Consider the following 13,919-nt stretch of genomic DNA (forward strand, 5'->3'; position numbering starts at 1 on the left):
GGCATTTTGGCGATGAATGCGTAGGCCGTGACTTACATCAAAAAATACGAATCAATCGCAAAATGAACTGAAAATTCCCACAGGAATTTCACATTGAGATGCTACTTTTAATGTCAGTCACCGGTTGAGCCAATGAAGGCTCTTCCCACCTAACATGAGCTAAAGGAAGCGCTCGATTAAGAAGGCGGGCAACACATGAATAACGGGTCAAGCAAAGTCACGTTCCCCAACGCCTGCCAGCTGATGCGCTGGCATTTTCATCCCATGGGTTTCGAGGCAACGATGGATGCACCGGGCAGCATGATTGCCCGATTGTTTGATAGAGCCAGTGGTGAAACCATGATCGCTATCGCTGGCATCCCGTGCGCAACGGTAATGAATGCGGCAGACGTCGAGCGAATTATCGAGGCTGTGGAGGATGAGCTGGATGCTTTCATACCTCCAGAGTCTCTCAGGAATTACGCATAACTCTCTGATTTACAACAAAAAGCCCGCATTGATGCGGGCTTTTTTGTGGGTCAAGCGGTTTGCTTTTCTGCTCGATGATCAGCGAAGAATGGCTTGCCCTTCGCCACTCGGTCAGACGCCTTCGGCATGTTCACCGCTTGCGGCTCCTGCGGCTCGACATACCAATAACAATGACTGACCGCACGGGTAATCCCGACGTACGCCAGGCGCAAGATCTCGTCCTTTTGCGCGCTGTCATACGGCTCGCTGTCGCCGGTTTTGCCCAATCCGGCCATGCGATACACCTGATTCTTGTAAGGAGAACTGGTCAGATGCTGACAGTCACCGAGCAAAAACACCGCGTCTGCCTGCAGGCCCTTGGCGCTGTGATACGTCAGTTGTTTCAAGCGACGAGCTTCGTACGGCAAGCTCGAATCAACATTAACTACAGACTGAATATGCTTTTCTATCAATAACTTATCGCTACTTTTTCGATAAAGCATCAAGATTGAATGCCCTTGCCGATAATGCTCTGCCAGGCGTTCGCCCAGTGCCTGATCATCGCGTTCCAGTACGTTGACTGGCAGCAATGGCTTGGGCTCGCCGCTCGCCTTGGCCTTCTTGCCAGGGATCGCGGGCGCGGCACGGACGATGTGTTCCGCCGCGTCGATGATGTGTTGATGACTGCGATAGTTGTCACTGAGCATCACTCGCGTGGTGCTCGGCGACGGGAATTCCTTGTTGAACTCCATGAAGTAACTCGGTGAACTGCCGCGCCAGCCGTAAATCGATTGCCAGTCATCCCCCACACATAGCAGCGACGAGCGCTGCGCGCCTCGTCCGACATGCATGGCCGGCCCACGGCTGCGAATCTCCGAGAGGCTCGCGCGAATCCACGAAACGATCTGTGGCGAAACGTCCTGAAACTCATCGATCATCAGGTGCGACATGGGTCGCAGCAGTTCATCGCTGAGCAGTTTGAGGTTTTCCGGCGAGTGCTCGCTGAACAGCGCGAACATGCGGTTGTAGGTCATGATCGGCGGCTTCTGGTCGAGCAAGTGATCTTCCAGGGCGCGCCAGAACAGGCTCAACGCCTCGAAGAAAAACCGGTCGGGGTCATCTTTGGCGAAACTCATGCGGCCAACAGCATCCGGCACGTCCAGCCCCAGGTTCTCGATAAACCCGGCCGCCGCCACGAAACAGTCGAGCAACGGCGCGGAAGCGAGTTCACCTTTGACCTTGTAATCGAAGCCCGGGCCAGCACTCGCATCGCCTGCCAATGTCGCCAAAACGCGTTTTGACGACTCGTAACTATCTAACCATATCAATGGCTTATGACAGAAAGCTTGAAACAGGGTGCGCTTTACTGCCCATTCTGCACGTATCGAAAGTTTCGCATTCGGTCGGCAGAGCTGGGCGTTTTCCCTGGGGTCGAAACCGAGTACAACCCAAGCATCAAGGCTTGGAATGTAGCCGTGACAGTGAAATGTCGAACCATTGATTTCGAAGGTCTGCCGGTTGGGCTCAATGCCCTTGATAGGCCAGGCACCGGCGCCGAACCAGAGATCTTCGATGGCATCGCACAGTTCTTCATCGCGCTTGGCCGCCAGCTCGGTGACGGCCATGCGCTTCTGTACATCGGGGTGATCACGCTCCAGTTCCTTGAGCTGCAACCCGGCCTTTGCCATCGGCTGAATCAGTTGGCGGAAACGCTCGTCCTGCGTGAACAATCGGTGATAGCAGGCATTAAGCTGCTGGCGCTGCGCGTCGTTGATACGCAGGTCGAACGGATTGCTGTCGACCTCCTCGTCAGCACCGGGCGCTCGATGGCTGAGGTTCTCGAAAGCCTGCAACCGCTCGAAACCCGCCAGGCTGCGCACCATCGGCAGGATTCGCGAATGGAAGGTTCGCACCAGCTCCCGCGCCTGTTTCAGGCTTAGCGCCCGCCCCCACAGCGCAAACAGCTCGATCAGCTTGTTGATGAAGTCCTTGCGCGATTCGCGGGTGAAGGTCACTACGGTCATCGAATCGAGTTCAAAGCCCAGATAGTGCGTCAACAGTAGAATGCGCAGGACCAGCGTGGTCGACTTGCCCGCTCCGGCGCCGGCCACCACGGAAGTCGAAGGCGTATCGCTGAAAATCATCTTCCACTGCGCAGTGCTCGGCTGAGCGTGTGCGGGAAGTAAACGCGCGACATCAGCCTTCATGCGCTTCTTCAGCTCAGCCGTGAGCGGCAGGCGCCAGTCGTCGAACAGGAGATTGTCCACGCTTGGCGGACGATGTTCGGTGTTGCGGCTGTCGCGTATCAGCAACACTTGCCGACCTTCTTCAAACCCCTCGAGCTTGCCCTCTTTATACCCGTACTCGACACCCGCGGTGTGACCGCTACGAAAGCCATCCGCCTGACCATGCAGCCACGACGCACGGTGTTGCGCGCGCAAACGCGTCAAACCGTGGCCGAAGAAACGTGCGGCCATACGTTTGAACCACGGCATCTCGGCCAATGGACGAAGTTCGGGAGGAAGATCGGGGGTTTGTTGCGCCACGCTGACGGGCTCCAGTAAGTAAGGCTGTTGAAGGCTATGGTGTCTTTATTTAACGCCGGGTTCTAGCGAAATGCTTACGCTTCATTGGTTTAGGCGATGAACTGAAGGTGGGATAAGACATCTTCGAGCTTTTTTTGATCGGCTTATTCGATCTTAATACCGCACTTTTTACGCTTTTTATCGATACTTGGCTGATAGATGATCACCGTCATAAACCACCGGTCTTGGGCCGGGCGCGATAGCTGCGCCCCGTCATTACCTTTTGAGGAGACGATCATGCTTGAACTCAGACCTTTCAACACACTGGGCGCCGCCCATCATGGCTGGTTGGATGCCCATCACCATTTTTCGTTCGCCGAGTACTACGACCCACAGCGCATGAGCTGGGGCAATCTGCGAGTGTGGAACGATGACGTAATCGCCGCAGGCAGCGGTTTCCCGCAGCACCCGCACCGCGACATGGAGATCATCACCTACGTGCGCGAAGGTGCGATTACTCATCAGGACAACCTCGGCAACAAGGGCCGCACCGAGGCTGGCGACGTGCAAGTCATGAGCGCCGGCACGGGCATCGCGCACAGTGAATACAACCTGGAAGCCCAGGACTCCAAGATCTTCCAGATTTGGATCCTGCCCACCGAAACCGGCGCCCCGCCGTCCTGGGGTGCGAAACCCTTTCCCAAAGGTCAGCGTGAAGGGTTTGTGACCCTTGCCAGCGGTAAGGATGGCGATGATCAGAGCCTGCGTATCCGCGCCGATGCACGTCTGGTGGCGGCGAATATCAAGGCTGGTGAGACGGCGCAATATCGTCTCGACGAAGGACGCCGCGCTTATCTGGTGCCGGCTACTGGTGTGATTGAAGTCAATGGCTTGCGTGCACAAGCTCGAGACGGTGTGGCGGTTGCGCATGAGCAGGTGTTGACCGTTACTGCGATTGAAGACAGTGAGATTGTGTTGGTGGACCTGGCCTGATCGCAGGCAAAAAAGGGGCAACCATAATGGTTGCCCCTTTTTTTGCCTCGGTAGCCCTTGCGGTGAAGGACTTCAGCTTATTTGCTGGAAATTGCGCCATCCACCAGAGTTTGCGCTTCAACCACCAATTGCTTGAGGTGCTCGTCGCTGATGAAGCTCTCTGCGTAAATCTTGTAGATGTCTTCGGTGCCTGACGGACGCGCCGCGAACCAGCCGTTCTCGGTCATCACCTTCAAACCACCAATCGCCTGATCATTACCCGGTGCGTGGCTGAGAATGCTTTGAATCTTCTCGCCCGCCAATTCGGTCGAAGTGACTTGCTCCGGCGACAGCTTGCTCAGCAGCGCTTTCTGTTCCGGGTTGGCCTTGGCGTCTACGCGTACCGAGAACGGCTCCCCGAGTTCATCGGTCAGCGCTTTATAGGCCTGGCTTGGGTCGCGACCAGTGCGAGCGGTCATTTCTGCCGCGAGCAGTGCCGGGATCAGGCCATCCTTGTCGGTGCTCCATACACCGCCGTCCTTGCGCAGGAACGATGCACCGGCGCTCTCCTCGCCGCCAAAACCCAGCGAACCGTCGAACAAGCCGTCCGCAAACCATTTGAAACCGACAGGCACTTCGTAGAGGGGACGCCCCAGACGCTTGGCCACACGATCGATCAGGCCGCTGCTGACCACGGTTTTGCCCACGCCAGCATCGGCACGCCACTGCGGACGGTTCTGGAACAGATAATCGATGGACACTGCCAGATAGTTGTTCGGCGCAAGCAAGCCTCCGGAAGGAGTCACGATGCCGTGGCGATCGTGATCCGGGTCGCAGGCAAACGCCACGTCGAAACGCTCCTTCAGACCAATCAAGCCTTGCATCGCATGGCTCGATGATGGGTCCATGCGAATCTGGCCGTCCCAATCGACGGTCATGAAACGGAACGTTGGATCGACTTGCTTGTTCACCACGTCCAGATCCAGACGGTAGTGCTCGGCAATCGCCGACCAGTAGCGCACCCCTGCGCCACCCAGCGGATCGACACCCAAATGCAGCTTGGCATCACGGATGGCATCGAAGTCGATCACGTTGATCAGATCGGCAACGTAGGTATTCACGTAGTCGTGACGATGGGTGGTGCTGGCCTTGAGCGCCTGCTCGTAACTGATGCGCTTCACGCCAGCCAGTTTATTGGCCAGCAGCTCGTTGGCCTTGGCTTCGATCCACTTGGTGATGTGGGTGTCTGCCGGGCCGCCGTTGGTTGGGTTGTATTTGTAGCCACCGCTTTGTGGCGGGTTGTGCGACGGCGTGATGACGATGCCGTCGGCCAGGCCCGAAGTACGGCCGCGGTTGTAGCAAAGAATGGCATGGGAAATGGCCGGAGTCGGCGTGTACTCGTCGCCTTCGGCGATCATCACGGTCACACCGTTCGCCGCCAACACTTCCAGAGCGCTGGCACCTGCGGGAGTCGACAACGCGTGAGTGTCGATGCCGACAAACAGCGGCCCGGTGATCCCTTGGGCCTCACGATACAGGCAGATCGCCTGACTGATCGCCAGCACGTGCCATTCGTTGAAACTCAGGTCGAAAGAACTGCCCCGATGTCCGGACGTGCCAAACGCCACACGCTGCGTGGAAATGGAAGCGTCAGGCTGGCCGGTGTAATAAGCCGTTACCAGTCGCGGGATATCGACCAACAATTCTGCCGGTGCCGGTTTGCCCGCAAAAGGACTGAGTGTCATGCAAAACCTCTGAAATAGAGTGATTCAGGAATAGAACGCAGTTTACTGGCAGTTTGACCGTAGTGCGATGGGATCTATCCGGAACACTCCCGATGTTTTTTAACGTTTACCCTCGGGTGCCATCCGCAATGCGTCGCCCAGCAGCGTGACGACATTCGCCAGATCTTGGTCACCATGGCTCAACGAGCTCAAGCGCAGATGGTGCGCATGCAACCCCTGCAGGCTGAACAACTCCCCTGGCGCAACAATGATCTGTTGCTTGAGCAGGCGCTGAAAGACATTCCCCATGTCTACCGGACGCAACGAGCTTACCCAGACCGTCGCCCCGCCCTGCGGCTCGACAACCTGCAACGCGTCGCCCAGGCGCTCGCGCAATAACTGGATCAACTGCGTTCGTCGCTCCTTTAACATCCGTCGCAGTACCGACAAATGCTGGTCCAGCCGTCCGCCGCCCAACAATCTCGCAATCGCTTTCTGGCGGATTAGCGACAAGCTAAACGCGCGTAACAAAAAATGGCGTTGCAACTCACTGCGCCAATGGCGCGACAGGACAAAACCAAAAGGCGCCTCTGCACCGATGAACTTCTCGAACGTGGAAAACACCAGCAGGCGATCCGGGTCCAGCCAGTCGCGCAGGCGTTGGGAGTCGACCCCTTCATCGAGTTCGCTGTGACAGTCGTTTTCCAGAACCCAGGTGCCATGACACCCGAGCAGATGGGCGATGGCTTGTCGATTGGTCGCAGATAGCAGGCTGCCGTGGGGCATGCTCAACGCTGAGGACAACAGGATCAGCCGCACCGGCTCCTTCTTGAGCAAAGACTCCAGGCGTTGCGGATCAATCACCCCGCCGGCGAGCAGCGGCAACTCGATCACGCGCACATGGGCGCAATCCAGCAGACGCAGGATCACCCAGTCACACGGCGACTCAACCACTACGGTGGCCCCGCGCAACTCGAGCACCGAAATCAGAATTTCCAGCACCCCGCGCAAATCGGCGCCGATGTAGACGTCATCGGCATGCCAGCAATTCACCGTCGATGAGGTGTAACGCGCAGCCAGTACGGTGCGTAACTCCAGCTCACCGCAAGGCTGCACCAGTACTTGCGGCTGGCGCGGGTACTGGCGCAGCAGTTCCCGCTCAAGCATCAGTAAAGGACGGTCCAGCGGTTGCAGCGAAGCCGGGTCATCGGCGCTCAATACAAACATGCCCGGTCGCTGGGTATTGACGTAGACGGTTTCGAGCAGGTCCCTGCCACAACCAGGCACGTCCAGTGCGGGCAGTGCTTTCGCGTAATAACCGGATTTGGCGATTGAATAAACCCGACCTTCCTTTTCCAGCAACGAATAGGCGTACTGGACGGTCGAGATCGACACATTCAGTCGATCAGCCAATTGCCGCAAGGAAGGCAGGCGCACTGCCGAGCTGCTCCCGGCTTCCTCGATCAGCAGCGTCAGGTAGCGATAGACAGCCTGATAAACAAAGTCGTTTTCCCGCGACGCTTTCACGAGCCGGCATCCATGGGCTGTGATTCAGGGTTAGGCGATTGGCTCACGGTCAGCCTTCCGCCGATCGATCGTTTGTCGGCTCGGCACCCGCCTCCTCCGCAGTGGCGCTGTCACCGCACGCAAGTAACCTAACGGGTCCCATCGAGTAAAGGCGCACAATCAATTTGACCGGCAACCCGCTGACGTCCGTCATCCACTTCAGCACTTGCTCAGGCGCATGCAGGCCCTGCATTGCCCGGTGCAGATCCGGCAGTGCCACCAACATGCCGGGATGACAATTGCGCAGAAACCGTTCCAGCCCTGCCCCGCTATCAACAAACGGCGCAAACAGCAGGCACATCAGCTGGATATCGTTCAAATCGAAACCGGCCGAGAGCCAGCCTTCCGCCTGCACGCGCAACTGTCGCGGATCCTGCAGATTGCCGAAATGGGCGAGCATCTGTTCGCAAACCGGCTCGGGTACCTGTCTGCGACGCATCGTCACCAGGTTGCTTTGCAGGTATTCGCCGACTCCGGCCTCGTAGGTTCTTCCCTCGATGAATCGCGCCTGCATTCCTCGCAGATGCGCAGCGACCAGAGGATCTGCATATTCATCGTCACTTTGATAAAGGCTCAGGTCGTCCGCCTGGAACCCAAGAAAGTCACTTAGCAACGGCCAGCGCTCCTCGAGCTTGCCAACGATCATGTCATTGATGTTGATGAAACCGGTGCGCCGACACGCTTCGAACTCACCTTCCGGGCGCCACGCTACCCGCTCCTCCTCGGTGTAGAACTCGCGATAGTATTCACCACCCAGCCGGTCGAGCAGCGGGAACAGCGTTTCAAAGCCAGCAGAGGTCACCAGCGGACCGGCAATGGCGGCTTTTTGAACGGCGCGACTCAAGCCGTCGAGAAAGTGCTTCTGGCGGTTTAACGACTCACTGCCGATCATGGCATCGACACCATTGTTCCATCGGGCGATCTGACCGTAGTACTCGGCAGTGGCCAAATAAGCGTCGTCCCACAACTCAAGCGCTTCGCTGTAGGTTCTTCGATGCCCCAGCAGCAGCAGGTTTAGACGATGGGTTTCGCGCCCCTCTTCGCAAATCGGTGCCTGATGGTCGAATGGCAGGACCTGGCGATGATCCACCATCAACAGCTCGACCCGAGGATCGTCATGGAGGAACAGCGCGCCGTAGCTGCGGTGCATGTTCTTCAGCGCCGTGTCACTGTTGCCGTTCCAGCGTAACGTCGCCACCCGTAGCTGAAACGTCCCGGGCGCACGCCCGGCGATACTCAATTGCGCTGCCCGCAGCAGCGCCAATGTGTAACAGCTGTCGCGCGACCCGGTCTGGTTAACCAGCACTTTGAATTGACCGATGTTTTCCATGCCGCCAGCAGCCACGGCCAGTCGCTGGATCAGCAACTGCAATGCCGTGCGCTCAGCTCGTGAGAAAAAACTCAGCAACCGCTGCAATACTTGCTGGTAGACATAATTCATTGCCTGATCGTGGATCGTGCTCATCGGTATTTACCCGGTATAAAAGGTTTCATGGCGCGCAGACAGAAAACCAACCGTCCGCACGACAATTAATCAATAAGTAATAGACGCTCAGATGCTAACACTTACAAATTCGTAGTTATTTGAAACATTTGACCTGTCAAAAACTCTGTTTTTGCCAAAACAAGATCTCAAGCCATTGTTTTACATAGGTATTTTTTATTGTTAATTAATCCTAGGAAACTTCCCACAACGTCCCACGACAAGTGATTACAAGAAAAAGAGAAGGCGTTTCGGAATAGCCCTACAGCAATTAAACAAAGAATGCCGTGTTTAACAAAACTGGGGGTTATATGTTGAGGTGGACAAATTGAATGCACAGCCATGGCTCATTCCTTGAGATGAAAGTAATCATTCAATTATCAGGGCTTACATTGCGATTAGAAGATACAGATCCGGGCCAAAAACCAGTTCAGTTGCTGAACAGGTCCCGGACATGGCACCAGAGAGGCTTGCTTTCAAGGAGGGATAAACACGAAAGAGTCCGTGGGGCCACGGACTCTGATTGCCAGGGTTACGCCGACTCGATTTGGAGGGCAACCCGCTCGCGGCATGGGCATTCGTCCATGTAGCGATGCGCTTCGACGAACTCGCTGAACGGGAACACCCGGGTCTTGAGCGGAAGCAACACGCGGTCTGCGGTCAACTGGTTGATGTCACGCAGGGCACGTTGCACGGCGACGTGGTCCTGGGCGATACCCAGCTCCGGCTTGCCGGTGAAGTTGCCGATGCAGTGCACAAAGAACTGGATGTTCTTCTGGAACGCTGCGCAGGCCGGAAACGGTGTCTGGTTCCCACCCTGAAGGCCGTACAGCACAAGGCTGCCACGGGGCGCCAGTACATCGCCAAGCAGCGACATCTGCGGGCCGCCAAGGCCGTCGAACACCACATCGACGCCACGGTTGTCGGTGATCTTGTTGATTCGCAACAACAGATCTTCCTCTTCGGTGACAATCACCTTTTCCGCACCCAGAGACAGCAGGTACTCGCGCTCCTGCGCCTCTTTGGTGGCGGCAATGACGCGCACGCCCATGGCCTTGCCCAGCTGTACAAACGAAGGGCCGGCGCAATGGCTGGCGTCAGTGACCAAGGCAAACTGCCCGGGTTTGACCCGCGCCAGATCGGCGTAGGCGAAATAGGCGATCAACAGCGGTGTGTAATGCACACTGGCTTCGATCGGGCTGAGCACATCCGGATAACGGGTCAGCGCAGTACGCGGCAACACGATCGACTCGCCATAGACGGGATAGTCGTTCGGACTTTCGGCCGGGAAACTGGCGACCTTGTCACCGACGGACAGGTCTTCGACACCAGCGCCAATCGCCGTGACCACACCGGCCATTTCATGGCCAAGGCCTGATGGCAGACGTGCCTGGGACGACGCCAGGTTCTGGCGCCACAGCGTGTCATACCAACTGATGCCGATTGCCTCGACACGCACCTGCACTTCGCCAGGACCTGGCTGAGCGGCCGCATGCTCTTCGCATTTGAGCACCTCGGCCGGACCAAACTTGTGAAAACGGATCGTGCGGGACATCGCAAACCTCGTCAAAGTAACCTCTAATGCCATGAACTCTATCTGGGCTTTTAACCCAAGACTATCAGTGGCTATTAATAGTCGACATGCCTGTCATTGATTCCGCAGTATGCGCGGTATTGGCAAAATCCTTGAAAAACTGCTGCCACCGTCTGAGTAAAGCTGAATTTTCCGGTGCAGAGTACCAGTCTTTCCCCGTAAGATTCATGCCGGCCATTGTTCTCATATGGCCGCCCTCGTCAAGCTTGATGACTCTGCCAGGACTCCAGATGAATCGTAATGACCTGCGTCGTGTCGACCTGAACCTGTTGATCGTATTCGAAACGTTGATGCATGAGCGCAGTGTGACCCGCGCCGCCGAGAAGTTGTTCCTCGGCCAGCCGGCGATCAGTGCGGCGCTCTCGCGCCTGCGCAGCCTGTTCGATGATCCCTTGTTCGTACGCACCGGCCGGAGCATGGAACCGTCCGCCCGCGCGGTGGAAATCTTCGCCCTGCTCTCGCCTGCCCTCGACTCGATTTCGACCGCCGTCAGCCGTGCGGCAGAATTCGATCCGGCCACCAGTACTTCGGTATTTCGGATCGGGTTGTCGGATGACGTCGAATTCGCCCTGCTGCCGATGCTGCTAAAACGCCTGCGCGCCGAATCGCCTGGAATTGTGCTGGTGGTGCGCCGGGTCAACTACATCCTGATGCCGGGCTTGCTGGCTTCCGGCGAAATCTCGATCGGCGTCAGCTACACCACCGACCTGCCAGCCAATGCCAAGCGCAAAGTGCTGCGACGCAGCGCGCCCAAGTTGTTGCGCGCCGACACCGTACCAGGGCCGTTGAGCCTCGACGACTATTGCGCCCGCCCCCACGCCCTGGTGTCGTTTGCCGGCGACCTCAGCGGCTTTATAGATGAAGAACTGGAGAAACTCGGCCGCAAACGCCATGTGGTACTGGCCGTGCCGCAGTTCAATGGTTTGAGCACGCTGCTGGCCGGAACTGACATTGTCGCGACCGTGCCGGACTATGCCGCCGAAGCACTGACGTCTGCGGGTGGTGTCCGCGCAGAAGATCCGCCGTTGCCGACCCGCACATTTGAACTGCACATGGCCTGGCGTGGGTCGCAGGATAATGATCCGGGCGAGCGTTGGTTGCGGTCGCGGATTCAAATGTTTTTTGGGGATCCGGATAGTCTCTAAGAACGCCCCCGCGCGCGACCTGCAACTTTGCGTCGCTTTTGCATTTCTGTGCGACAGATCCCGTTTCAGGGGTGCCGCAATGCAGCATTGCAGTGGTAGTTTGTAAGGGCATGTGTCTCAGCATTGAGACACTCTTTTATTAACTGCACTGCCAAGGAATGCCCTTCGTAATGAATTTCCCTTTCAAGAAACTGGCCGCCACCACGCTGATGCTGGCCGGTCTATCCGCCTTCATTGCGCCCGCGCAAGCCAACATCACCCCGCAGCAAAGCGCTGAAATCCTTAAGAGCTTCAGTGCCGAAACGACTACGGATTTCCGGCAGTTCCTCGGCAGCGTGGCCAAGAGCGATCTAGCGAAAACAGCCAGTATCGGTCCGGCCATTGGCGCCTTCCTCGACAGTAAAACGCTGACCGCTGAGCAGCAAAACGAGATCTATCGCCTGCTCGGCATCTACGCACGCGTGAAGTACAGCGCGGCAGCCACCGAGACTCTGCGCGAGTTGGTGGAAATCCCGACCTTTCGCAAGGACGGCGTTGCCCAGCACGACAATCCGGAATTCATCAAGATCGCAGAGAAGATCAAGGATCTGGCCAAGTCTTTCAATCTGAATTTCCGCAACATCGACAACCGTGTTTACGAGATTTCCCTCGATGGTTCCGGCGATGAAGTGGTCGGCATTCATGCGCATGCCGATGTGGTTCCGGTGACGCCGGAGAACTGGGTATTGAAGGACGGTACTCGTCTCGACCCGTTCAAGATCACTCTGATCGGCGATCGCATGTATGGCCGCGGGACCGAGGATGACAAGAACGGCATCGTAGTGACGATGTATGCCATGAAGGTAATCAAGGAAGAAAAGCTGCCGCTGGCACGTAATTTCAAGTTGTTGGTCGACACCACCGAAGAAACCACTGGCGACGCGATCCCCTACTACTTCGAGCGTAACCCGACGCCCAACTACAACCTGGCGCTGGATGGCGGTTACCCGGTGGTGATTGCCGAGAAAGGTTACGGCACCGTCATGGCCAACTTTGCCAAGCGCAAGGCTGAGGGCAAAGGCGCAGAAATCCTCTCGATGACCGGTGGCCTGGCGACCAACCAGATTCCGTCGGCATCCGTCGCGACGTTGATTACGGACAAACCTGCCGAACTCGTCGCAAGCCTGCAAAAGGCCGGCGCCGACTATGCCAAACGCAATGGCGGCAACTTCGAGATCAGCGCCAAAGCGGATGGCAAAGACGTGAAGCTGACGGTCACCGGGGTGTCCGCGCACTCCTCCGAGCCCGAATCCGGGGTCAATCCGGTGGCGCGTATGCTTGACTTCATCAATAGCCTTGATGGCAAGGTCGCGCTCAAGCACAACCACATTACTGACGCCGCACGCTACGCCGCCGACAACTGGGGGCTGGATTACCTGGGCAACAAGCTGAATGTCGGTTTCTCCGACGCCTTCATGGGGCCGCTGACCACGTCGCTGACCTACGTCGCAATGGATGACAAGGCCTTTAAACTGGCAGTCAACCTGCGCGTGCCGAAAGGCAAGTCGCCGGAAAAACTCAAGGCCGAAATCGCCGAGAAACTGGCGGCGTGGAGCAAGAAAACCCATGTTGCCGTTGCCTTCGATTATTCGATCGCCGAACCGATGTACCGCAATCCAGAGGGCGAGTGGGTCAAAGCCCTGCTGGCGGTGGCCACTGAAAATCTGGGCATGAAACACGAGTTCGGCACTTCCGCCGGCGCGACCTCGGTGCATGAACTGCCCAACGGCGTGCAGTTCGGTCTGGCCCGGCCAGAGGTCAAATACACCGGTCACACCGACGGTGAATTCAAGACCGTGGAGCAATTCCAGCTTGATCTGCAGATCGTGACGGAAATGATTGGTCGAATCGGTCAGCTGCCTAAGCTCTGATGCACGCGTGGCGAGGGATCGAACTCCCTCGCCACCGCTCACAATCCCCCGCAACGCACTTCTAAAGCACTGCTTTGAACAGCCATGATGGGTAATGGCAAAGTGCCGGATGACAAATTTGGTAATAAAGTTTAACTTAGCGCGCCCCGCCGGATGGAAGGCCGGGTTTCAGCACTCAGTTAAGGAAAACGATGGCAATGGTCTATTGTCGTGCTTGCGCCAAGGAGCTTCACGAAACGGCGCTCAACTGCCCCCAATGCGGGGCTGTCCAGCAGGCCCATGTGCCGCAAACTCAAGCCGAAACACCTTGGCTGGCCATCGTTTCACTGATCTTCGGGATTATCTGCGCACTCACCCTGTTTGATGACTCCGAATGGGACAGTGAGACGATCCTCGGTGTGGGAGTTTTCTGCATCGCAGCTCTAGCTTGCGGCATCACCTGCATCAACCAAAAACACTCAGGAAGAAACCTCGCGATCGCCGGCATTGTTTTGTCAGGCCTTACTGCGTTCGTTTTGCTCTGTCTATCGATTGAATAATTTTAGGGAAAAAA

Annotated in this window: 10 protein-coding genes; 5 read left to right on the forward strand and 5 right to left on the reverse strand. The window is 57.0% G+C overall.

Going from position 1 to position 13,919, the window contains the following annotated elements; all coding sequences use genetic code 11:
* The first annotated feature begins 195 nt into the window (after positions 1-195).
* Positions 196-468, forward strand: coding sequence for a DUF1652 domain-containing protein (locus H8B20_RS21590; protein ID WP_042559264.1), 273 nt, complete (start codon positions 196-198; stop codon positions 466-468).
* A gap of 50 nt (positions 469-518) precedes the next feature.
* Here H8B20_RS21590 and H8B20_RS21595 read toward each other — a convergent pair whose 3' ends face one another.
* Positions 519-2,993 (reverse strand): UvrD-helicase domain-containing protein, encoded by a 2,475-nt coding sequence (locus tag H8B20_RS21595; protein ID WP_210624548.1) that lies wholly within the window; start codon positions 2,991-2,993, stop codon positions 519-521.
* A gap of 276 nt (positions 2,994-3,269) precedes the next feature.
* Between H8B20_RS21595 and H8B20_RS21600 the strand changes: the two genes are divergently transcribed.
* Positions 3,270-3,965, forward strand: a complete 696-nt coding sequence (locus tag H8B20_RS21600) for a pirin family protein (RefSeq protein ID WP_210624549.1) — start codon at positions 3,270-3,272, stop codon at positions 3,963-3,965.
* A 77-nt stretch (positions 3,966-4,042) separates the two neighbouring features.
* On the opposite strand, the gene pgm is transcribed toward H8B20_RS21600, so the two are convergent.
* The 4 genes from pgm to H8B20_RS21620 all read right to left on the reverse strand — a co-directional run bounded on the left by pgm (position 4,043) and on the right by H8B20_RS21620 (position 10,272).
* Entirely contained in the window at positions 4,043-5,689 is a 1,647-nt protein-coding gene (pgm, locus tag H8B20_RS21605; protein ID WP_210624550.1) for a phosphoglucomutase (alpha-D-glucose-1,6-bisphosphate-dependent), read from the reverse strand.
* Positions 5,690-5,788: 99 nt separating this feature from the next.
* A complete protein-coding gene (locus H8B20_RS21610; RefSeq protein WP_210624551.1) occupies positions 5,789-7,195 on the reverse strand; it encodes an aminotransferase-like domain-containing protein in 1,407 nt (468 codons plus the stop codon).
* 49 nt (positions 7,196-7,244) lie between these two features.
* Entirely contained in the window at positions 7,245-8,699 is a 1,455-nt protein-coding gene (locus tag H8B20_RS21615; RefSeq protein WP_210624552.1) for a hypothetical protein, read from the reverse strand.
* A 550-nt stretch (positions 8,700-9,249) separates the two neighbouring features.
* Positions 9,250-10,272: a zinc-dependent alcohol dehydrogenase family protein gene (locus tag H8B20_RS21620; RefSeq protein WP_047301189.1), complete on the reverse strand. Its 1,023-nt coding sequence runs from the start codon at positions 10,270-10,272 to the stop codon at positions 9,250-9,252.
* 269 nt (positions 10,273-10,541) lie between these two features.
* On the opposite strand from H8B20_RS21620, the gene H8B20_RS21625 reads away from it, so the two are divergent.
* From H8B20_RS21625 to H8B20_RS21635, 3 genes are all read left to right on the forward strand, one after another.
* Complete coding sequence (locus tag H8B20_RS21625) at positions 10,542-11,456, forward strand: LysR family transcriptional regulator (RefSeq protein ID WP_042559271.1); 915 nt, start codon at positions 10,542-10,544, stop codon at positions 11,454-11,456.
* Between the two features lie 170 nt (positions 11,457-11,626).
* The gene (locus H8B20_RS21630) at positions 11,627-13,366 is read left to right on the forward strand and encodes a dipeptidase (protein ID WP_210624553.1); all 1,740 of its coding nucleotides are present in this window, start codon (positions 11,627-11,629) and stop codon (positions 13,364-13,366) included.
* 191 nt (positions 13,367-13,557) lie between these two features.
* Positions 13,558-13,905 (forward strand): DUF4190 domain-containing protein, encoded by a 348-nt coding sequence (locus H8B20_RS21635; RefSeq protein WP_210624554.1) that lies wholly within the window; start codon positions 13,558-13,560, stop codon positions 13,903-13,905.
* Positions 13,906-13,919 lie beyond the last annotated feature (14 nt).

The organism is Pseudomonas sp. P42, assembly GCF_017973755.1.
Classification (GTDB): Bacteria; Pseudomonadota; Gammaproteobacteria; order Pseudomonadales; family Pseudomonadaceae; genus Aquipseudomonas; species Aquipseudomonas iridis.

Coding starts and splice junctions, on each gene's coding strand:
- H8B20_RS21590 (WP_042559264.1), top strand. CDS start 196: ATGAATAACGGGTCAAGCAAAGTCACGTTCCCCAACGCCTGCCAGCTG.
- H8B20_RS21600 (WP_210624549.1), top strand. CDS start 3,270: ATGCTTGAACTCAGACCTTTCAACACACTGGGCGCCGCCCATCATGGC.
- pgm (WP_210624550.1), bottom strand. CDS start 5,689: ATGACACTCAGTCCTTTTGCGGGCAAACCGGCACCGGCAGAATTGTTG.
- H8B20_RS21615 (WP_210624552.1), bottom strand. CDS start 8,699: ATGAGCACGATCCACGATCAGGCAATGAATTATGTCTACCAGCAAGTA.
- H8B20_RS21620 (WP_047301189.1), bottom strand. CDS start 10,272: ATGTCCCGCACGATCCGTTTTCACAAGTTTGGTCCGGCCGAGGTGCTC.
- H8B20_RS21625 (WP_042559271.1), top strand. CDS start 10,542: ATGAATCGTAATGACCTGCGTCGTGTCGACCTGAACCTGTTGATCGTA.
- H8B20_RS21630 (WP_210624553.1), top strand. CDS start 11,627: ATGAATTTCCCTTTCAAGAAACTGGCCGCCACCACGCTGATGCTGGCC.
- H8B20_RS21635 (WP_210624554.1), top strand. CDS start 13,558: ATGGCAATGGTCTATTGTCGTGCTTGCGCCAAGGAGCTTCACGAAACG.